The following is a 23,406-nucleotide window of genomic DNA, read 5'->3' as shown; positions in this document are numbered from 1 at the left end:
TCAAGTTTTTTCTAAATTATTTTTCCACTTATTAATTTTTAACACTGTTTTGACGGATTGTAGATTAAAATGTTGCTAAATTTCTCGATATTCATAAAATCATAAGATTAATTTAAGGTAAAATTAAGGTTTCTAAAAACTTACCTACATGAAGGGCAGAAAATGATTATCCTTTGAACCTCAATTTGAATTTTACTAAAACTACAATCACCTTTATTATCGCTGTTTTTCCGCTTCAATGGTACTTAAAAAATCCTTAAATTTCGTTTTAGGGCATCGAAGCAATTCAATTTTTTGCTACATTAAGCATAATAAATGAAAGTAAAATCAAAGTAAATCGGACGGAAAATATTGGTATAATTTATAGTGAGAGGGGATAACCAAAATGGAAGCTGTAAAAATGTTAAGCAGATGATAAAAGTGGTAATCTTTTGAGGACTGTTGCAAAAACAAATTTGAGCAAAAAAGAAAAGTGCCACCATCAAGTTAGACATCTCAACTTATGATAGCACCCTTATTTTTAGCTCACTACAGACTTTCCGTAAAAGCCGTTATTTAATTACATTTAAAACTTGTTTAGAAACATAAAACTCAGTACCGTTGTAGACATTGATTGTATCAAAGGTATGTGTTTTGGCTGTCTTGTCTTGTTCGTATATTACAATGTTCTTATTAACTGGGATAGTAACAGTTACATTATTTTTTTGTGCAATCAATTTAGGGTTTTCTTTATCAGTTAAGTCAATTTTAGATGTGTAGCCTTTTTCCGTAAATACTTTTGTTGCTGGTATATATAAATCATCTGTAAGCTTATTTAAATCGAAGTCCATAAACTTTGCCATCGCATGGGCCAAATCTGTGTTTTCTACAAGGCCTGTAATTATAGATGGCCCGAATGAGTATAAAAATACATCATCACCAGTATGCCCACCGGTTGTAAAGCCAATATTAGCACGGTCGGCAAGCATTTTTACCATTTCTTCGCCGGGGTCTTTAGCTAGCTGTAAGGTTGCAAGCTCGTCCGGAGATAAATCATCCAATCCATAAAGTGCAGCGACTTCTACAATATTTGATTTATCTTCCTTTAATTGGCTTAGTGCACCTTCAACGGTCATTTTAGCTTTCTTTAGAGGGTCGATATAGGCAGAAACAGGTGTGTTGGAATAAGTACTTGTCGTGTTAGCATTACCCATTGTAATCCCACTATTGCCGTGGTCTGTCACAGCAATAACCATAGTATTGCCATCTTTTTTTGCAAAATCAACCGCTTCCTTAACTGCATCATCAAACGATAAAATATCGCTAATCATGCCAATTGTATCATTGGCATGAGCCGCCCAGTCCACTTTACTGCCCTCCACAAATAAGAAGAAGCCATCTTCATCCTTTTTGAGCGTATCAATAGCTTTACTAGTCATCTCAGCAAGACTTGGCTCAGACGCTTTCGTTTTGGCACGATCAAAATCGTAGGCAAGGGCACCTGGAGCAAAGCTTCCCCAAATTTTTGACGAGTTACTATTTAGAAGCTCATCTCGTGTTTTCACGATGTCATAATTTTTTTCTTTAAGGACATCCACTAAATTCTCGCCATCTTTTCGAGCATTTTTAGTTGTACCGGGTGCCAAAGACTCAAAGCCACCACCTAATACGACATCAATGTTTTGATACACCTGCTGCTCAGCAATGTCATCATATTGGCTTCTATTTTTAACATGTGCAGAAAAGCCCGCTGGTGTGGCATGCTGTATTTCCGAAGTAGCAATCAATCCAGTTGCCTTGCCCTGTTGTTTAGCCCCTTCTAAAACATTAGCTACAGGTCTAAAAGCATCCTCTTTAGCAATTTGCTTAAGCCCTGGTGAATTAATAACGGACGGTAATACACCTACATATTTATCATTTGATTTATGGCCAGTTGCTAACGCAGTAGCGGCAGGAGCTGAATCAGTAATAGCTGATTCGGCAGAGTATGTACGCACGCCCCCTGATAAAATTTCATCCATCGCTAAACTTTGACCTTTATACCAACGAGAAAGTGTAACGGCATTATTACTACTCCCATCCATCACGAGCATAATCACATTTGTTGGCTTCTTTACTTGAGCAGCTTCTACTTGCGGCTGAGCGATACTAATCGACGAGAAAGCAATTGCGCTTGCTAGAAACAATGAACTCCATTTTTTTGAATGTTTCATGATTTTCCTCCTTAAGATAAGGTCATTTCACAAGTAAGTGTAAAGGAAGGTTGTAAAGCTACAATGAATTAATTGTTATGATATTGTGTGGATATTGTTATATGTGGTATTTATAACTAACGTGGGGGGTGTTTCCGTTCCGACTGAGCGCTTTCCTCCAGGCTCATCTGTAACCTGATCCCGAGGAGTCGCCCAGTCTTACGAAAACTAAAGGCTGGATATGAAAATAGAATCTAGCATAAGCTATAAATTTTGTGAATGTTTTTCACCATCAATGGTTTCGTATAATAAAACCCCTTTATCATTAATGAACAAATTTTGAACCTCTTCCTCTAACAACACTTCTTCTGAGCCATCTTTAATAAATATCTTTGTTAAAAAGCCGGCATTATCATAATCACTACAATAAATCGAATCGTCAACTGCCGCAAGGAAATAACACGCTGTTTCCGTAACCTGTCTTTTTTGTTTCGTTGCTAAATCATAGGCGTATACCATGTTATCGGCCATGCTATTATAATAAATAACGTTGCCAACAGTATCCGCGTACCACATATCATGCATAAAATCATATGCGTTGCTTGTAGCAGCAAAATAGTTGTCACGTGCCCAAATATGATCTTCACTTAGTTTTTCGTCATTCACTAAAAAATATTCGTAGGAAATAGCATAAGGTTCATCAGGATTAACATCATTCCAAGTCGTATCAACATGATACCAATCACCATTAACACTTACTAAATTCCATGCATGAAGCTGATTATCACTAAAGCCATAAACATATTTAGCATCAAGACCAGCCGCCAAAAATAAACGGTAGGCTAAAAGTGTATAAGCTTGGCAAACACCAGTTTCTTGACTAATTAATTCATAAACAGATTGACCTTCTGACGCATCTTCACCAGAATAAGTGGCTAATTGTACTACAAAGTCATTAACAGCTTTAGCACGATGAAAATCATCCATGTCATTCGTAATATACTTCGTTGCAAATTTCTCTACATAATCATCGACTTTCTTTTCCTTTTTGGCATCTGTAAAATATGTAAAATCAAATTTTATCTCATAACCACTATCTACTTCCCATGCTTCCCAGTTGTAATCTTTGATATATCCTGTTGTATAAGGATTAACAAAATTAAGTATGTTATAAAGATCATTCAGTTGTTCTTCAAATGTATCCCAATCTAGTTTTCCCCTATACATTACTGTGAAATTTGGGTCAAACGTGGATATATGCTTCTCAACCTTTTTGGAAAATTGCAACAAAGCAAGATCTTCCTTAAATAATGTCGTTGAAAAAAGGTCTTCCGCAGAAAACTCCACTGATTGAGCCTTACTAGTAGGCTCCTTAAAGTCCATAGAAGCCTCTTCTTCGGATGCAGGTTCCTCTGGTGCTAATACTTCAACAGCCTTGATAGCAGCTGAACAAGCGCTAAGCATGCTTAAAATAATAAGTAAAAAAATCAGCAATAAACTCTTTTTCATAATTCCTCCATTATAATTATATTTTTAACTCATCACTAAAACGTCAGGTTGATCTCAGCACCTTCCAGGGGGCGGTTCGATATGCTACTAAGAGCAACAGATGTTTATGTGCAAAAGCGAAGCGGTAGCAACAGATGTTTTTGTGCGTTGTGCGAAAGCAAAGCGACAGCAACAAATGTTTTTTCTGTGCAAAAGCGAAGTGACAACATGGTGTTTTGTTTGTGCGAAAGCTGCGGGATGTTGGTCCGAAGGCATGATCAGAGTACGTGATGCGCTTATCCTTCGTTCCTCTATTTTGCAGGATCTCTTCTGTGTCGCTAATCCTCAAAAGTCGTCTGACCTCCACGTCAATTAACTTATATGAATGACGTTTTTTGGAATTTTTGTGATGACTATGCTTTTAACTATTATAGGATAATATGATAGCAAGATGGTATGTTGATTTTTAGAAAAACTAACCGAAAGAGGGAAAATGAGGATATTTATTAATCTCAGTTTGTCAAGAGAACCTTTTTTTGTTATAATATATTACGTTGTGATGTTCGAAGTTCGGGAGGTGCAGTGAATGCATACAGTAGTATTAGTTTCATTAATTATCGTTTCAGTAGCGTTGATCGTTGTAGTATTACTTCAATCTAGTAAAAGTGCAGGCTTGTCAGGTGCCATCTCGGGTGGAGCTGAACAACTATTTGGAAAGCAAAAAGCACGTGGTATGGATTTAATCCTTCACCGTGTTACAATTGTGTTAGCAATATTATTCTTTATTTTAGCACTCGCTATTACAAAAATCTAATAGTTGAAGATATATCGCCTAACCTTTACTGGTTGGGCGTTTTCTTTTATCGTACTAATTATTTGGATGTCATCAATACATAGTTAGTTCAGCATTGTGAATACCCGTGTATGGGGCAGGAAGCGAAGAATGCTCGCGTGAGGCAATGAAATACTCATGGAAGCGCAGTGAATACCCGCGTAAGGGTGTAAATACTGCGAATCGCAAAATGATGGATGGAAAAGCTAAAGGGTAGAATCCTTGAAGTGACGGATAGAATCCTCGAAACTCTTTTATCAGCGATGAAAGAGCTGAAGCGGCGGGATTTCGTGTTTTAGCGGCGATCCTCGCTTGGTTAGCGGCGGAATTTCGTGTTTTAGCGGCGTTCTTCCTTTGGTTAGCGGCGCAACTCACACTTTTAGCGGCGAATTCCAACATAAGCTGGACAATTTGACAAAACTAAAGTCAGAGTTGAAGAACATTGTATAGAATTTTACACAATATTAAGGACTTGACTTCGAAGAGTCAAATTGACGGAGAATCCCCGAAGCGACGGATAAAAGAGTCAAAGTGACGGATAGAAGAGTCAAAGTGATGGATAGACACTCCGAAGCGACGGATAGAAGAACCAAAATGCCGGATAGATTCCTCGAAATGCCGAATAGAAATGCCAAATAGAATTGCCAGAAACATCAAAATGCTGAAAAAGACCATCAAATTAACCGATAAAACCTCATAAAAGATGTAACAATCGCCAAAACTTTTTAGGAAGCTTCAGTATGGCTATAATGGTTATAGTATATGTATTTGGATGAAGGAGGGCGCGCAATGAAAAAATCGTTATCACAGCCTTTTTTCTTTCAGGCAGGACCTAGAGCAGTTTTGTTATTGCATGGGTTTACGGGAAGCTCGGCGGATGTGCGAATGCTTGGGAGATTTTTAGAGAAAAAAGGGTATACTACATTAGCACCTCATTATAAAGGTCACGGTGTGGAACCGGAGGAACTTATTACAACAGGTCCTGCTGATTGGTGGCAGGATGTCGTAGCCGCGTACAAACAGCTGCAGGATGCGGGCTATGAGGAGATTGCTGTTGCTGGCTTGTCATTGGGTGGTGTGATGGCATTAAATATTGCGCTTAATAACCCGGTGAAAGGTATAGTGACAATGTGTGCTCCAATGACGATGCGTACAACAGATGTTATGTTTCAAGGTGTACTGAAATATGCGAGGGACTATAAAAAGTTCCAAGGTAAAGATGAGGAGCAAATCGAAGCTGAGGTTGCGTTAATTGCTGAAAAGGGCATGCCATCTTTACAAGAATTGCGCGAGTTTATTGCCCGGACACGTCAAGAAATTGACATGATATATGCACCAATTTTTGTCGTACAGGCGACAAATGATGAGGTAATTGAGACAGAATCTGCCAACATTATATATAATCAAACTGAGTCACTTGAAAAACAGATTAAGTGGTATGAAAACTCAAAACATGTTATTACGTTAGATCAAGAAAAAGATCAGTTACATGAAGATATTTATCGCTTTTTAGAAAGCTTAAATTGGGCACAATAATAATATAATTAGGATTTTCTCATGAAGGAGGGAAATTATGAAAGACCAGAACAATTCACTACAAAGTCGTTTACTCGATTTTTTCGGTGAAGAAGAATATAAACCATTAACCGTTGGCGAAATCGAGGACGTATTTGGCTTTGAAGATGCTGACGAATTTAAAGAATTAGTGAAAACGTTAGTGCGTATGGAGGGGCAAGGCTTAGTTGTACGTTCTCGCTCCAATCGTTATGGCTTGCCAGAGCGTATGAATTTACTTCGAGGTAAATTTATCGGACACGCGAAAGGCTTTGGCTTTGTGACACCTGATATTGAGGGGATGGATGATGTTTTCATTCCACCGCATGAAATAAATGGTGCGATTAACGGCGATATCGTTTTAATACGTGTTTTAAAGGAATCATTCGGTGATCGTCGTGAAGGTACGGTGACAAAGGTAGTAGAGCGTGGACAAACGAGCTTTGTTGGGACGTTCCAAGCAAATCGAGGCTTTGGCTTTGTTGTTTTAGATGACAAAAAACTACCGATGGACATTTTCATTGCTAAGGGCGATACATTAGGAGCTGTTGACGGACACAAGGTTGTCGTTGAGGTAGCTACTTGGCCAGAGGATTTAAAATCGGCAACAGGCTATATTACAAAAATTTTAGGGCACAAAAATGACCCAGGTGTGGATATTCTCTCTATTTTATATAAGCACGACATTCCACCAGAATTCCCTGAAGAAGTGGTTGCTGCTGCGCAACGTGTGCCAGATGAAATTACAGAGGCAGATTTAGAGGGCCGCCGTGATTTACGCCACGAAACGATTGTGACAATCGATGGAGCTGACGCGAAGGACTTGGATGATGCTGTAACCGTAACGAAAAATGTAGACGGTACTTATAAACTTGGCGTACATATTGCAGATGTTAGTTATTATGTAACACAAGGCTCTGTAATAGATGTTGAAGCATACGATCGTGCGACGAGTGTTTATTTAACAGACCGCGTTATTCCAATGATTCCGCATCGATTATCGAATGGGATTTGTTCATTAAATCCACAGGTTGATCGTCTAGTACTGTCTTGTGAAATGATTATTGATGCAAATGGTAATGTGATTTCACATGAAATTTTCCAAAGTGTCATTAAAACGACTGAGCGTATGACATATAGAGACGTTTACAAAATTTTAGAGGAGCAGGATGCAGAGCTAATTGCCCGCTATGAGCCACTAGTGCCAATGTTTAAACATATGGCGGAGCTGTCTAACATTTTACGTACGAAACGTCAAATGCGCGGTGCTATTGACTTTGACTTTAAAGAATCTAAAGTGATTGTGGACGAAGATGGTTGGCCAGTAGATATCGAATTACGTGAACGTACAGTCGCAGAGAAATTAATTGAAGATTTCATGCTAGCGGCCAATGAAACAGTAGCCGAGCATTTCCATTGGATGAATGTACCGTTCCTTTACCGTATTCACGAAGATCCAAAGCCAGAAAAGCTACAACGCTTCTTTGAATTTGTTACGAACTTCGGTATTTTAATCAAAGGTACAGGAAACACAGTCCATCCGAAAGCTTTACAAGATGTATTAAAAGCGATCGAAGGCATGCCAGAGGAGCCTGTTATTTCAACGATGCTTTTACGCTCAATGCAACAGGCAAAATATTATCCTGAAAGCTTAGGCCACTTTGGTTTATCAACTGATTTCTATACACACTTTACGTCACCGATTCGACGTTATCCGGACTTAATCGTCCATCGTTTAATTCGAACGTATTTAATTAATAAAGATACATCGAAAGAAACAGTGGCACAGTGGAGTATGGCGATGGATGAAATTGCGGATCATACGTCAGAACGTGAACGCCGTGCTGTTGATGCAGAACGTGATACAGACGCACTGAAAAAAGCACAATATATGTCCGATAAAATTGGCGAAGAGTTTGAAGGTATCGTTTCATCGATTACAAACTTCGGGATTTTCGTGGAGCTACCAAACACGATCGAAGGACTTGTCCATATTAGCAATATGACAGATGACTACTATCGCTTTGACGACCGTCAAATGATTATGATCGGTGAACGTACAAATCGTCAATTCCGTATTGGCGATGAAGTTACAGTTCGTGTAGCAAATGTTATTATTGAGGAGTCATCGATTGACTTTGAAATCGTCGGAATGGTAACTTCTTATGGACGAACACGAAAAGCAGCACCTACTGTTATTCACGCTCGCAAAAATTATAGCGACAACAAAGATGGTCGAAATGGCCGCAGAGGTGGTCGCAATGAAGAAGAGCGAGGCGGACGTAGCAGTCGCGGTGGTCGCAACGGAGAAGAAAGAGGCGGACGTGGCAGCCGTAGTGGTCGCGAAGAAGAAAGAGGCGGACGTGGCAGTCGCAGTGGACGCAATGAAGAAGGACGAGGCGGACAAGGAGAGCGACGTGAAAACGACCGTGATCCACGAGGACGCCGCAAAGATAGCTCAAGCCCAGGCCCTAAAAAAGGCGTGAAGCAAAAGCAAAAGTTCTACGAGGGCGTTGCCAAGAAAAACAAAAAGAAAAAATCAAAACGTAAATAAAGTAAAAGTAGAGGTGAAGGCACCAATTAGCGCTTTAAAGCAATTTGAAGCGGGGTGCTTTCACTTTATCAATAAACCCTTTAAGTAGAGGTGAATATTATGGCAAAAGGTACTGGGAAAATATTAGCACAAAACAAAAAAGCCGGGCACGACTACTTCATTGAAGACACAATTGAAGCGGGCATGGTGCTTACAGGTACAGAAATTAAATCCATCCGTGCAGGAAGGGTTCAACTAAAAGAATCTTACGTACAAATCCGCAGCGGTGAAGCATGGATCAACAACATGCATGTCAGCTCATTCGAACAAGGCAACCGTTTTAACCATGACCCACTGCGCGCCCGCAAATTACTGCTTCACAAAAAGCAAATCGGCGAGCTAGTCGGTGCCGTAAAACGTGACGGCTATACAATCGTTCCGTTAAAAATGTACATTAAAGACGGCTATGCCAAGCTTTTAATCGGCGTCGGCAAAGGGAAAAAGGATTACGACAAACGTAACGACATGCGCAAAAAAGAAGCAAAACGCGATATGGAACGTGCCTTCAAAGCAAAAAATCAAGATTAATAGGTTGTTAGAAAGCTCACTATTTTGGATGGTGAGCTTTTATTTAGGTGGAGTGAGTCGGAAGAGATTAAAAATGTAAGATGATGAAATAAGAAAATCATTGTGAGCTAGCCAATTTTTTCTATCATTGCGGGACACTTGAACTATAGCTAGATTTGCTTTATAATAAGTATTACTGAATGCCAGATTACATGGAAGCGTACTTTTAGCTCCCACCGTACTAGAAGAAATTCTAGCTCCTTTGCTTGAACGAGGCTACTTGCTTCGATTCATATTCAAGGGGACGTTACGGATTCGACAGGGATGGTTCAAGCTTTGGTCGCGCGTCGGAGGTCTCGGCTCCGTCATCAACGGAAGTTATATAATAACTGGCAAACAACAAAACTTAGCTTTCGCAGCGTAAGCTCTTAAGCGCTCTGCCTCTCTATCGCCCATGTAGAGAACGTGGGGCCCAACTTTAGTGGGATACGGTCGATGGTGCCACCTGAGTCACCGACAAGAGATTTCCAGGTTAGCGTACAGGACGCCTGTTTGTCGGCATAATGCTACGTGAATCGTAAATAGGCAAACTACACGCGTAGAAGCTGAAGTATTGGAGTTTCTGGACGCGGGTTCGACTCCCGCCGTCTCCATTTTATGGAATCAAATGATTTCACAGAGTGTCAAAACCCTTGATAATACAGGGTTTTGACACTTTTTTAATTTCATTCAATTTCACCTGTTTTCATTCATGCTTTCTGAATAGTTTGTAAAATTTATTTTTATAAGCAAATAGATGACTTTAAAATTATTAAAAAGCTAAAACTATTTGATCTATATTTTAAGATAGTTGATGAAGAGATAAATATGGATTTTAAATATCAAAAAAATGAACTATGATAACATAAAAAAATTAATAAAGATTCAGATTTTCTAATATGTAAAGTTGGGAGATATATGAAGAGATATGAGGAGATAAAGCTTTAAACTCAAAATCATTTTACTTATTTCTTTCTTGGGGTTAAAATTTCTTTTGCAATCATTACTAATAATGTTTCTAAATTAAATACATCATTTTTCATGACAATGTACTGCGTTGAAGCAAACTGTTTTTCTTTGGCATTGAGCTAAATATACGCCTATGTTTCTTGCCGTCTGGCCCTGGTCAAAGAAGAAATATGTTTAACCATCATTCGTTCAATGTCTTCCTCACGATCCGAATACACACCGTCATGGTAGATATGCAACACATTCGCTATTTTACAAATGTTATGTTCATTTATTAAGAAATCACCAAATTTATCATGATGGAATACACCCTTAATGAGAAACGGTTCTTTCATAAATGCATCATCACGTAATATGCTAATTAGCTCATTCTTTTCAACTGGTTCCTCTTATATATAGTTATTGAGAATAGCGATAGCTTCTTTAATATCTTTCTTGGGCTGCGACCGCATTTTTAAAATATAAGTGAATAGTTTATCGTTAAGTCCGTCACCATGGGAACTTAGTCAAGATAGGGGATTTTTCTTATTGTATGGATATAACCAGGCTGCATAGGATCATGTTCTTTTATGGAGCCATTACGAACTTGGCCATTTATCTTTAGTGGATCTGCAGTATTTTTATACCTAACTTGTAATCGCAACATATTCCAATGTTGGAATACCACTTGATTTTATTTGCTGTTAAATCGAAGCCTTTAAAATAAAAATGCATGCCGTTGTTCGTTTGTAATACGGAACATTTAATGTCTTTATCTTCTACTATGTTGAGTAATATTTCAGCTTCATCTATATCATCAACATCAACCATAATAAATTCATCTGCTGAAATACCAACATAGGAATCTTCTTTTAAAGCTGTATTGTAGGAAAGTAACTTGCTACTATCTTTGAATGATGTGGCAGCATGCTTACCATTTCCTTTTAAATATCCCTTGTAAATTGTAATTACCTACATTCATTGATAAAATATTACTTTAGTTATAAAAAAGGATGTGTGTTATTTGCTTAATTTATTTGGCACTATTATTGCAATAGTCTCTGGACTTTTATCAAGCATTCAAATCATTACAAAATTCATCAAACCAGATCCAAACGTAAAAATTCATCAACATAATGAAAATGGAAATAATATTAATATTGATAACTCTACACATATAAATGCTTCAAGACGCATTATTGTTAATCCAGACTACAATAATTCAAACAATGATTTAGTTATTCCTGCGATATTTCTTATAGCTTTAGTCGTCCTTGCTACTATGTTGGCATTTTATCCAATGACTTATATGCTAATTCCTTCATTTTGTATACTATTACTTACAATCAATATTTATAGAGATACTAAAGTGTCCTTCGAAAGTGTTACAGCTAAAATTCAATGGGCATTAAAAAATGTAATATTTCTAATTGTAATTTTTATTTTGTTGTTCACTCCTAAATCAATATTAAATATCATTGATCAAATTCCAGAATTCCATTATGAATCTTTTCAAAGTGTATTAGATTCCCTTATAAATAACATAAAATTTATAAATTATTATTTTGGTATATCTAATCTGCTAACTTTAAATTTAGTTGGTCGAATGCTAGTTACGTTCTTACTTTTTATCCATCTCTTTCAATCAAGTATTGCTAAAAGAAGTATTATTAAAACATATAAAACAAATGATTTATTAATATTTGCATTTGTTACTTTATTGATGTTATTTGGATCAAATATCGAGTTTTTTTGGAATTTAGTCGAACCTTATAGAATCAATATTGCAAACTGGTTTAATCCTCCCCAATAAAAGCATTGATTCGTTGAATAGCCAAATCTAAATACCAATAATCAAGTTTTGTGGGTATTTCCATTTCACTTATATCTTTATTAATTAATAAATTTGCATTCCCTTATTGAGTGAGCAGATGTGAATATGGCAGAAGGCACAGCATGGCTTAGCATACAGAGCAAGTCTAAACGTTTAGGATACAATAGAATATGAATAGCAATAAAGCGGGTTAAATGAGGCAAAGGAGTCACCAGAATAAACCTTTAAATACACATCTAGTTTACTTGCTTCTAATTTAATAGACGATTTTAACCGTTCAAATAAATCTCCTTCTAAAGAAGCTATCGCAATACGTTCAGAGTTTTGGGGAATCCTGGAGACGATTACTTCTTCAGTTGAGTTATCTAAAATGGGGGTTGGAGCTGGCTTTGGTTTTAATTTTTCTCCTAAGGCCCACAAATTTCCCAACTCATCTAACAGCTCATTATTACCTGATTTTGCATATTCATTTTCAAGTTTATCTATACGCTTATTTAGTAAAGATAGTTGTTTTTCATTCTTTATTTGCACTACTTGATGCGATTTAATAAGGTTCGATTCATAATCGAATAAAGGTCTCATCATTAATCCAAAGACAGCCGATTTATGATTTGATGCTTGTAATAACACGGCTGTGTATGTGTTTAAAGGTTCTTTCCAGCCTTCGATTGGTTCAACGTGAAACTTTTTTTAAAACAGATGATAGTACACCAATTAAACAAATCACAGCAAGATCTACTGGAGTCTGTGTAAAGCGACTTACTGCTAAAACCATACTTTTTAAAGTGTTAGGAAAAATATTAACGTCAAATTGCTTTAGAGCTGATTCTTCAAATGTTATTGGTGGTTGCCACTCAAATCCATACTCATCAAGACTATTAATGCTTTCATACAACTCTTCAAAGAGATTATTACTTAATTGAAATACGTCGCTTATAACATTAGGTGAGACTTCAATTTCGAAATTTTGTTTTAATTTAGCTTTAGGTAATTTTAGTTCTGAAAAAGCGTCTTCTACTTCTTGATCTTTTTCTTGTTCGAATTCATTACATTCCTGTTTGTTTTGCATATCGCATTTTCCTCCGTTATTACTAATCTTAATGCCTAGATACCTAGACATTAAAAAATGCATTGATAGCAACCCTTTCGGATAGGGTGCTGTTGAATCCTAGAAGGACTAAAAGGCTTATCCTACTAAAATTTGAAGTATTCTACCAGGGCATTTCAATATTCGAATACCTTTGACAATTTTTTTGAAAAAATTTTTAAATGTAAATGTGCAAGTGAATTGTTTCAAATCTGCAAATCAGTATATCTTTAGAATTTTTAAATTCTTATAGGTCTAAAGAACTTTTTGGAAGGTTATAAAACAGTTTTGAAATTAGCAATGAAAAAAGCAAAAAGGGTCACCCGTTAGGACAACCCTTTTCGCTCCTTGATTTATGATTTGGTTTTAATTGAGGAAAAGTAAATTTTGCATTTAATTATTAGATAGGAAAGCTTTCATTACTAGTTCACGCTTTTTATCCTTATCTGATTTTACATAGTTACTTTGACTATATCTTTCTAAATATGTTTGCTGGTTTTCGATAGCTTGTTTTCTGTTTTCTTCCGCCGTTAACTTAGCTAAAAGAGCCTTTTCTTCAAGTTGGCGTTCAAAAGCTTCCTTTGCCTGTAAAAAATGTTCAGCGTATTTTGATTGATTATTAATTTCGATGTCTAGGTCCGCTAGGCTAAGATTTTCATTGTTTATTTTAAATGCTTGAGAAAAGGTTAGTTTATAAGGCATTGCGAAGAAGTGTGCTCTAGGTGGTGAAGTGTTTGGGTGTTCTAAAACATGGAAAGCTTCAATAGAAATGGCTTCATTAGCCGGGGTAATATACATTATACTTTTCACGTTTAAGTCTGTTTTAGGTAACTTTAGTACCGCCTGTAGCTCCTCTAATTCCCCTAATTGTTTTAAAAAATCTTTCCAATGAATATCGGCTTTTTGATTTGTCAACGCTTGTAGCTCTGTACTCCATAAAACGAGTGATTGTCCATCAATATCAATGCCCAAATGGTTGCGCTCAATGAAAAATAGCGGTTCATAACCTAATGATGCATAATAATTTTTTTGATTTTGAATGGATTTTGCAATAGCTTGATCTGTAGATGCGGTAATGTTAGTGACAACTGTAATTGCGTACTTATAATCATTAATTTTTAAAGTGATGTCTGGGATGTGTTTTGAAAAGTCCTGGTTTAGATATCCGGGATTGACTGTAACGTGTGGATAAACTCTTGCTAATACATTTAATTCGTCGTTTATTAGAGCTACTATGTGTGGTTGCCGTGGTGTGTCATTCTTCTTTTGCTTTTCATACTTGCTATAACGTGCTTCGCTTTGTTTAGACGCTTCACAACTCTCCCCGTGCAAATGTGAAAAGAAATTCCCTAAAATTTCTCCGCTTTTTACATATAATTGCGCTTTGCAGTATGGACAAATAAACGTCCCCTTTTTGGCAATTTGCTTATGATTATCGATTTCAGCTGCGGGTAAATTTTGCGGGATTATGTAAAGTCTATCTTCGTTAATATGCCAAGCTTCTCTCATAATGGACCTCCTACTAAAATGGTGTTTAAAGGTTATACGAATATGAGATGAATTAGTTTCAAATATATAAAAAATAGGGGAATTCAGGTGAAACAAGAAGATCAATAATGCTCTTGTTTTTTACTATGAGTCAATAAATATTCTGGTATTTTTTTAAGAGTATTGGATCATTAAGATATCTTCTTTTAATAATACTAAATTATCCTCTTGTACTATTGTAAAAGTAAGAATAAAGTAAGAATAAGATATAAATACTGTACTAATAATGTAATTGAGGTGTTTTAGTTGGCAGTGAAGCTTTTTTATAGAACGCAGCGTGATCTAGCGAAGGCTATAAACGATTTAGTCGATGCTTATTGGCTTGATATAGTAACTGAAGAAGAGCTTATTTCAAGTGTAAAAAGTATGTATTTAAATAACGAAGATAAGTTTATGAAAGATGGTACTTTCACTAAAATTATTCAACAACAATGCGGAAAGAGACGATTGTTATTAATAAAGAAAATTGTGGGAACAAACGAGTAAATTAGTCTTGATAGAAGGAGCGATATGGATGACAATAGAATCAGAGTATTCTTCTGTCCTAACAGGTGCTGGATTTATGCTTTACGAGGTGAAGCAATTAGCAAAATTAAAAGGGCAAGGTTATTCGGATCAGGAGATTCGTTACAAAGTGTTGGAGGAGAATATTTTTCAATATGACAAGTTATCAAGCGTGAAAAGGGCTTTACCATACATTTTAAAACGTGTTGATTTGTTAGATGATTCTTTACGCCAACTACTAATCGAAGAATCTTATGAAGTAGGTAAGGTTATTAACTTATACGCCATTATGAAGTTTGACCGTCTATTTTTCGAATTCATGCAAGAAGTAATTCAAGAAAAGTTAATTAACAACAACTATTACTTAGACAAAGTTGATATAAATGCCTTTTTTGAAGAAAAGATGGAGCAAAGTGAATTCATGAGTTCTTGGTCAGAGAGTACAGTAGCAAAATTGAAGCAAGTGTTCAAAAAAATATTGCTACAAGTAGGAATTTTAAAAGATTTAAAGTCGGGCGAATTAAGTCGCTTATTGATTGATGATCGAATTAGTGACCATATACAACAAATGGGCGATAAAAACTATTTAAGAGCGATGGGTGAGTGAGGAAAGAATGGCTACTTTAAAAGATCGATTACGACTAATTAGTGAGCGTATAAAAGAAGATAAGTTTATTGAAGGACGAGGCTTAGGGAACGAAATTAGCTTTTATATTTTCGACTATGATCCTAAGGACGAGCTGGAAGTGCGTGACCATGTTGCCAGCCTGCATAAAGAGTTCAAAGGAGGATTATACGATCGTAGAGTAATTGAATTCGATTTATATAAAATGCTCATTGACATTGCGAAAGAGAAAAAAATCTTCGATCGAATTCCAGAAATGGAAACAAGACAAGGTAAAGATGCGCTATTTAAGGCAATGACAACCTTTGCGAAACCTGAGATGTTTTTAGATAAGATCAAAATTGCTGACCACAATGTTGTGTTCATTACGGGCGTTGGGAAAGTATACCCATTTGTTCGCTCGCACAACATTTTAAATAATTTGCAAGAAGTGTTAGATAAAACACCCGTTATTATGTTTTTCCCAGGTCAATATGACGGTCAATCATTGCAGTTATTTAATAAGTTCAAAGACGATAATTACTATCGTGCTTTTCGTTTAGTTGATTAATTGGAGGGATACACATGCAGTTAAAGCAAATGTTTGTAAAAGATATTGAGCGCGATATTCGTGGAGTTATTAAAGTAGCACAAACGAATGAAGCGGATATTTACCAAGAGTTAGACGAGTATGTCGTAACGAAAGAGCTACATACGCATTTTTCAAAGTTCTATGAAAACTACTTAAAAGGTATCCATAACAACACAGACAAAATGGGTGTTTGGATTTCAGGTTTCTTCGGTTCGGGTAAATCCCACTTCCTTAAAATACTTGCGTACCTTTTAGAAAATAGTGTAGTACAGGGAAAAAAGCCTGTTGATTTCTTTGAAGATAAAATTAAAGATGCACTTGTTTATGCCAATATGAAACGTACGGCAGATGTTGAAACAGAAGTAATATTATTTAATATTGATTCAAAAAGCTCTTTAGATAATAAATTAAAAGAAGATGCTATTTTGCGCGTTTTTATGAAGGTGTTTTATGAGCATCGTGGATACTATGGTGACATTCCTGGTGTTGCAGAAATGGAGAAATACTTAGACCAACAAGGTGTTTACGATGCGTTTAAAAATGAATTTGAATCGCTTGCAGGCGAGGCTTGGGAACAACGTCGAAACAGCTTCTATTTCGACCGTGATTATGTTATCGGTGCATTAGTGAAAGCAAATAACATGACGGAAGAATCAGCGAGTAACTGGTTTGACAACGGTGTTAATAATTTTGAAATTAGCATTGAAAAGTTTGCAAAAGACGTAAAGGAATATGTCGACAGCAAAGGTTCTAATTTCCATTTAGTGTTCCTTGTTGATGAGATTGGGCAGTATATTGGAGATAACCGAAATCTTATGCTTAACTTGCAAACATTAACGGAAGATTTAGGAACTTATGCGCAAGGTAAAGTATGGGTTATGGTTACTTCACAGGAGAGCATTGATTCTATTATTAAAGTAAAAGGCGATGATTTCTCACGTATTCAAGGCCGTTTTGATACGCGTTTATCATTATCGTCGATTTCTGTCGACGAAGTTATTAAAAAGCGTATTTTAGAAAAACATCCACATATTCATGATCGTTTACGAGCGGATTTCCCAAATAAGAGCGCGGTACTGAAAAATTTAATTAGCTTTAAAGAAAGTACAGCAGATTTACGTGGCTATGCTGACGATGTGGAGTTTGCAGAAGTATACCCATTTGTACCGTATCAATTTAAATTACTACAAAACGTCTTTGAGCAAGTTCGTAAGCATGGTTCATCTGGTAAACATTTATCAGAAGGTGAACGTTCGATGCTTTCGGCATTTAAAGAAGCAGGTTTACAATATAAAGATGCCGAAGAAGGCGCTTTAATTCCTTTCTATGCGTTTTATGACACGATTAAAGAGTTTTTAAATCCATCAATTACACGCGTAATCGAGGGCTCAAAATTAAATCCAGCTTTAAGCGATGATTTATTTAACACAGACCTATTAAAAGTGTTATTCATGATTAAATATATTAAAGAATTACCTTCAAATATTGATAATATCGCTACACTAATGGTGACACATATTGATGAAGATAAGCTTGAGCTAAAAGATAAAATCAAAGCAAGCTTAATCAAGCTAACAGCTCAAACACTAATCGGTAAAAATGGTGATAACTACATTTTCTTAACGGACGATGAGCAAGATATTAACCGTGAAATTAAACAAGTAAGCATTGAAGAAGAAATAGTAAAGCGTGAATTCTCTAACTATGTATTCAACGATTTATATGAAGATAAGCGTTATTCTTATTCGAAACAATACGCTTTTGCCTTCAACCAAATGATGGATGAAAAGAAACATGGAAGTCAATCAGCTTCTATAGGTATCCAAGTGTTATCGCCTCTTTCAGATCATTATCACAAATCAGAGCAAGAGCTGATGATGCTTTCATCAGGTAGCAGTGAAATATTTGTTAAACTTGGTGGTAATGATGCTTATGTGGATGAAATGGAAGAAGCACTACGTATTGAAGAATATCGCAAGAAAAAAAATCCTATCACGCAGTACCCTGAAAATATTCAAAATATCTTGAACAATAAGCAAGTAGAGGCACGTGACAGACGCAGAAGAGTACGTGAGCTTTTAGAAGATGCCATTAAGGATGCTACGTTTTATGTAAATGGGGATAAGCTGGATGTGAAAGGATCATCGGTGAAGGAAAAAATCAATTCGGCTTTCCAACATTTAATAGAAAACGTTTATACAAAATTAGGCTATGTAAAAGAATTTGTTGAGCAAGAACGTGAAATTATTTCAGTTTTATCTATAGATGAACAGCAAGTGTCATTTGATGAACAAATGAATGTTAGCCCGAATGCACTTGCGAAAAGTGAAGTGATGGAATTTATCAATTTCCAAGAGGAATTACAAAAACAAGTTCGTGTAAAGCTTGTATATGATCGTTTCATGGAAAAGCCCTATGGGTGGAAACAGCTTGATATTGCAAGCTTCCTTGCACAGCTATTAAAAGAACAGCGTATTCGCATTCGTTATAACTCCGAATATTTAGAGCCAGGACAAGATACGAATAAGTTAGTGACGGTGTTTGGTAAAACGAGCGAAGCAGATAAAGGCATCATTACGAAAAGAGTAAAAGTAGACGAAGCTTTATTACGGAGAGCTAAAAGCATCTGTCGCGAAATTTTCCCACCGATGGATTTAGCGGACGATGAAGACGGCTTAATTCAAGCTATTCGTAATTCTATTTCCCAACAGGTAGAAGAAATTAATCAATATAAAGCAAACTATGCCACGGGTAAAAAATATCCTGGGCTTAGCTTATTAGATAAAGGCTTAGAGTTTTTTGGACAGTTCACGCAACAACTGGATAATGTTTCGTTCCTAACGAAATTAAAAAACATGGAAGACGATTTAGCGGATTGGAAAGACAATGTTAGCCTTGTAAAAAGCTTCTTTAGTACAAATCAAAAAGACTTATTTGAGCAAGGTGTAAACGGACTTGCAACATACGAGGAGAACAAAGCGTATTTAGTAAGCAATGAAGTAGAAGAAGCAATGAATATGCTTCGTGACATTGTACAAGACCCAATTCCATACAAAAAAATTAAAGACATTTCGAATTATCTGCACGTTTTAAATAGCGAAATGAGAGCTGTTTTAGTAGAGAAAATGGACAATGCTAAAGAGAAGCTAAAAGCCGATTATGATGAATGTGCACTGTATGCAAAACAGTACGGCGTTACGAATGAAACAAAACAACGTATCGAAATGTATTATAAAGACTTAAATGCAAGACTTGTTCACTTTGAAGACATCTTCAAAGTGGATGCAACGATTTCTCAAAGTCATAGCTTTAAGGAAAAAACGCTAAAAGATATTCAGAGAGAAATTACGGATTGGAAACGCAGAAAAGAGGAAGAGCAAGCGACGATTGGTGCAGCAGAAGGACCAGCAGAGCCACAAGTTGTAAATGAAGTTGAAAAACTAGTGGTAGATGTTAAACGATTAGTAAATATAAAGATACTATCTTCTGAAGAGGAAGTAGATCAATACATCAATACGTTATCAAATAAGCTAAAACAAATTATTAAAGCAAATAAGCAAATTGAGTTTATGGATTAGGAGTGAGTTGAGTGAATAAAAGCGCACTAAAAAAGTTCGCAACAGAAGCACGTAAAGAACTTTTAGAACGTGTAGTGCTTCAAGCAAGAAAAATCGGGATTACTGCTGACTCCATTCAAAAAGCAACAGTAGAAAGTTCGGATGCCGTCTTCATTGACGGCAAACAGCTTTCGGATATTGAAAGACGACAAAGGAATAAGTTGATTAAGCGTATCGAGGAAATTGGATTTAATCATGTAATGGAAGAAACAGCATACACATGGTTTAACCGCTTTATTGCATTACGCTTTATGGAAGTAAACGATTACTTACCTACAAAAGTACGTGTATTGTCGTCATACAATGCTGATAGTGCAGAGCCAGATATGATGAAAGAAGCACTATCCCTTGATTTAGAATTGGACAAAGAGTACGTATATGAGTTGAAAATGGCGAATAAAACGGATGAACTGTTTAAGTATTTAATTAAAGTTCATTGTAATGATTTGAACCGCTATATGCCATTTATGTTTGAAACGATTGAAGATTATAAGGAGATCTTATTCCCAGAAGGACTACTTGGGACGGATTCGTTTGTACGTCAGTTAACAGACACTGAATTGATTCCAGAGGACAACTGGGAACAGATTGAAGTTATTGGTTGGCTTTATCAATATTATATTGCAGATGAAAAAGACCGTGTATTTAAAGCGAAATCAAAATATAAAGCGGAAGAAATCCCTTATGCTACACAACTCTTTACACCTGACTGGATTGTACGATATATGGTTCAAAATTCACTTGGACGTTATTGGACAGAGGCACATCCAGAGCATGAAGATTTAATTACGAACTGGGAGTTTTTCTTAAAACATCAGCAAGAAGATTTTCAAGAAAAAATTGCTCCATATGTAAATAAAGAATTGAATGTAGAAGACATTAAATGTTTCGACCCAGCTATGGGAAGTGGACATATTTTAGTTTACATGTTTGATGTTCTTTTTGAAATCTATAGTAAATGTGGATATATGGAAAGAGAAATTCCACGTCTTATTATTGAGAAAAATCTATATGGTTTGGACATTGATGATCGAGCGTACCAATTAGCGAGCTTTTCGATTGTGATGAAAGCACTTCAATATAATCGTAGATTCCTTAGAAGTATTGAGAGAGACCGTTTAATTATGAATTTAGCTTCTATTCAGGAAACGAATGGATGGTCAGATGAAGCGATAGCATATGTAGCTGGTGTGGATAAAGGAGGAAAGTTTGAGTCTACAAAAAATTTCTTTAATCAATTTATAAATGCTAAAACTTTTGGATCTCTTATTAAACTAAAAGAAGCTAATGTTATTGATTTAAGTATTCGATTTGAAGAAATTATAGGGAACCCCGCAAGGGATTTATTCTTTGAAGATAAACGAGAACAAACAATAAATTTACTTCCCAAACTTATTCTACAAACAAAAATAATGAGTCAAAAATTTGATGTTGTAATTATGAACCCACCCTACATGGGGGGAGGAAATATGAATAAAGAGTTATCCTCTTATTTAAAAGCAAATTATCCTGATTCAAAATCTGATTTATTTGCATCCTTTATGGAAGTTGACCATTATTTAAAAGAAAATGGATTTTATTCAGCTATAAATCAACACTCGTGGATGTTTTTAACAAGTTATGAAAAGTTAAGAAAAAAAATAATTGGGAATAAATTTATAGATACTTTGTTACACTTAGGATCAAGAACATTTGAAGAAATTGGTGGAGAAGTTGTACAATCGACTGCTTTTGTTCTAAGAAATACTTTTTTAAATAAAATTAGTGGATGTTATTTACGATTAATTGATACAAAAACTGGGGATGAGAAAAAATTAAAAGCTATAAAGGCAGTACAAAATTCTTCGGCACAATATGTCTATATTTTTAATCAACATGATTTTAATAATATTCCTGGGAGCCCAATTGCATACTGGGTAACTAATGATTTTTCATCGAATTTTGGAAATGAGAATCTCTTAAGAGAAGTTGCCAAGCCAAGAAAAGGGTTAGATACAGCAGATAATGATAGATTTTTAAGAGAATGGTTCGAAGTTAATTTTTTAAATATTGGTTTTAATTTTTCAAGTAGAGAAAAAGCAAAATCAAGCAACTATAAATGGTACCCTTTGAATAGTGGCGGAAAGTTTAGGAAATGGTATGGTAATTTTGATAAAGTTATAAATTGGGAAAATGATGGTATGGAAATAAAAGGGTATGATAAAGCTTATATTAGAAATCAAGATTTTTATTTTAAAGAAGGAATATCCTGGACAAAAATTAGTTCATCTAAATTAGGTGTTAGATTTGCCCCAAAAGGATTTATTTTTGATTCAGCGGGACAAACGTTATTTCCGCAAAGTAATGAAGTTTATTATATTCTTGGGATGCTTTGTTCTAATGTAGCATTTGAAGTTGTAAAAGTACTGAATCCTACAATGAATTATCAAGTTGGCGATATTGAAAGAATACCAATAATAAACTCACAAATCTATAAAGAGAAAGTTCAGCAAATATCTAAAAGTTCTATTGAAATTTCTAAAAAAGATTGGGATGCGTTTGAAACTTCATGGGATTTCAAAAAACATCCTTTGATAAGTGGAAATAGATTAAAGTTAGCTTATGATAATTGGATGAAAATGTGTGAGCATTATTTTAAAGAGTTAAAGAAAAATGAAGTAGAGTTAAACCGTCATTTTATTGAGATCTACGGTTTACAAAATGAATTGACTTCAGAGGTTGATGATAAAGACATTACTATTCGCAAGGCTGATTTAGAACGCGATGTTAAATCATTAATTTCTTACGCTATTGGTTGTTCGTTTGGTCGTTATTCACTTGATGAAGAAGGTTTAATCTATGCTGGGGGTGAATTTGACGCTTCTCATTATAAAACTTTCTCAGTGGACGAAGACAATATTGTTCCAATCTTATCAGGTGCTTATTTCGAAGATGATATTGTAATGAAGTTCGTAGATTTCGTACGCGTAACGTTTAGTGTAGAAACACTGGAAGAAAACCTGAATTTTATTGCGGATGCGATTGGACGTAAAAAGTCTGAAACAGCAAGAGAAGCAATTCGCCGTTATTTCTTAAATGATTTCTTCAAAGATCATGTCCAAACGTATAAGAAACGACCTATATACTGGTTATTTACTTCTGGTAAAGAAAAAGCGTTTAACTGTCTAATTTACATGCATCGTTATGATGAAACTACGCTTTCTCGTATTCGTACAGATTATTTACATGAAGTGCAAATTCGTATGGATGCGGAGAAGAAAGATTTATTGTCGATTATCGAAGGCGACTACACAACAAAAGAAATTAACGATGCGAAAAAAGAGCTAAAATCGCTGGATAAGAAAATTGATGAGCTAAAAGCTTACGATGAATTACTACACCATATGGCAGACCAGAAAATTACAATTGACTTAGATGACGGTGTAAAACATAACTATGACTTATTTAAAGGATTAGTTGCAAAAATATAATCAGAACTGAGGGGCGAA

The 23,406-nt window shown here is 35.7% G+C and carries 15 protein-coding genes and 1 other RNA gene; 11 read left to right on the top strand and 5 right to left on the bottom strand.

The genetic code is table 11. The annotated features are described in order from the left end of the window. Positions 1 to 551: 551 nt before the first annotated feature. Entirely contained in the window at positions 552 to 2,192 is a 1,641-nt protein-coding gene (locus MY533_RS18410) for an alkaline phosphatase (protein ID WP_248717087.1), read from the bottom strand. A 243-nt stretch (positions 2,193 to 2,435) separates the two neighbouring features. After that, entirely contained in the window at positions 2,436 to 3,680 is a 1,245-nt protein-coding gene (locus MY533_RS18405) for a transglutaminase domain-containing protein (RefSeq protein WP_248717086.1), read from the bottom strand. Between the two features lie 565 nt (positions 3,681 to 4,245). On the opposite strand from MY533_RS18405, the gene secG reads away from it, so the two are divergent. The 6 genes from secG to MY533_RS18375 all read left to right on the top strand — a co-directional run bounded on the left by secG (position 4,246) and on the right by MY533_RS18375 (position 11,945). Further along, entirely contained in the window at positions 4,246 to 4,473 is a 228-nt protein-coding gene (gene secG, locus MY533_RS18400; protein ID WP_132361958.1) for a preprotein translocase subunit SecG, read from the top strand. Between the two features lie 807 nt (positions 4,474 to 5,280). Then, positions 5,281 to 6,027, top strand: a complete 747-nt coding sequence (locus tag MY533_RS18395) for an alpha/beta hydrolase (protein WP_132361954.1) — start codon at positions 5,281 to 5,283, stop codon at positions 6,025 to 6,027. Positions 6,028 to 6,064: 37 nt separating this feature from the next. Beyond that, complete coding sequence (gene rnr, locus MY533_RS18390; protein ID WP_248717085.1) at positions 6,065 to 8,599, top strand: ribonuclease R; 2,535 nt, start codon at positions 6,065 to 6,067, stop codon at positions 8,597 to 8,599. Between the two features lie 99 nt (positions 8,600 to 8,698). After that, on the top strand, positions 8,699 to 9,166 hold the full coding sequence (gene smpB / locus MY533_RS18385) for an SsrA-binding protein SmpB (protein ID WP_248717084.1): 468 nt from the start codon (positions 8,699 to 8,701) through the stop codon (positions 9,164 to 9,166). A 279-nt stretch (positions 9,167 to 9,445) separates the two neighbouring features. After that, positions 9,446 to 9,801, top strand: a transfer-messenger RNA (tmRNA) gene (gene ssrA, locus MY533_RS18380). A 1,355-nt stretch (positions 9,802 to 11,156) separates the two neighbouring features. After that, positions 11,157 to 11,945 carry a hypothetical protein gene (locus MY533_RS18375; protein ID WP_248717083.1) on the top strand — a complete coding sequence of 263 codons (789 nt, stop codon included), beginning with the start codon at positions 11,157 to 11,159 and terminating at the stop codon, positions 11,943 to 11,945. A gap of 174 nt (positions 11,946 to 12,119) precedes the next feature. Here MY533_RS18375 and MY533_RS18370 read toward each other — a convergent pair whose 3' ends face one another. From MY533_RS18370 to MY533_RS18360, 3 genes are all read right to left on the bottom strand, one after another. Beyond that, positions 12,120 to 12,596: a DUF3987 domain-containing protein gene (locus MY533_RS18370; RefSeq protein WP_248717082.1), complete on the bottom strand. Its 477-nt coding sequence runs from the start codon at positions 12,594 to 12,596 to the stop codon at positions 12,120 to 12,122. Positions 12,597 to 12,639: 43 nt separating this feature from the next. Further along, positions 12,640 to 13,035 (bottom strand): hypothetical protein, encoded by a 396-nt coding sequence (locus MY533_RS18365; protein ID WP_248717081.1) that lies wholly within the window; start codon positions 13,033 to 13,035, stop codon positions 12,640 to 12,642. Between the two features lie 411 nt (positions 13,036 to 13,446). Next, complete coding sequence (locus MY533_RS18360) at positions 13,447 to 14,562, bottom strand: competence protein CoiA family protein (protein WP_248717080.1); 1,116 nt, start codon at positions 14,560 to 14,562, stop codon at positions 13,447 to 13,449. A 291-nt stretch (positions 14,563 to 14,853) separates the two neighbouring features. On the opposite strand from MY533_RS18360, the gene MY533_RS18355 reads away from it, so the two are divergent. From MY533_RS18355 to pglX, 5 genes are read left to right on the top strand one after another with little or no spacing between them, the layout of a single operon-like run. Continuing rightward, positions 14,854 to 15,087 carry a TIGR04540 family protein gene (locus MY533_RS18355; RefSeq protein ID WP_248719241.1) on the top strand — a complete coding sequence of 78 codons (234 nt, stop codon included), beginning with the start codon at positions 14,854 to 14,856 and terminating at the stop codon, positions 15,085 to 15,087. Between the two features lie 28 nt (positions 15,088 to 15,115). After that, positions 15,116 to 15,712, top strand: coding sequence for a DUF1819 family protein (locus tag MY533_RS18350; protein ID WP_248717079.1), 597 nt, complete (start codon positions 15,116 to 15,118; stop codon positions 15,710 to 15,712). A 7-nt stretch (positions 15,713 to 15,719) separates the two neighbouring features. Further along, positions 15,720 to 16,280, top strand: coding sequence for a DUF1788 domain-containing protein (locus MY533_RS18345; protein WP_248717078.1), 561 nt, complete (start codon positions 15,720 to 15,722; stop codon positions 16,278 to 16,280). A 14-nt stretch (positions 16,281 to 16,294) separates the two neighbouring features. After that, a complete protein-coding gene (brxC, locus tag MY533_RS18340) occupies positions 16,295 to 19,879 on the top strand; it encodes a BREX system P-loop protein BrxC (RefSeq protein WP_248717077.1) in 3,585 nt (1,194 codons plus the stop codon). Positions 19,880 to 19,890: 11 nt separating this feature from the next. Next, entirely contained in the window at positions 19,891 to 23,388 is a 3,498-nt protein-coding gene (gene pglX, locus MY533_RS18335) for a BREX-1 system adenine-specific DNA-methyltransferase PglX (protein WP_248717076.1), read from the top strand. The last annotated feature ends 18 nt before the right edge of the window (positions 23,389 to 23,406 follow it).

Source organism: Lysinibacillus sp. Ag94 (assembly GCF_023242215.1).
GTDB lineage: Bacteria > Bacillota > Bacilli > Bacillales_A > Planococcaceae > Lysinibacillus.
Note: the sequence above shows the minus strand (reverse complement) of the source record. Positions and strands in the feature narration are given on the sequence as shown.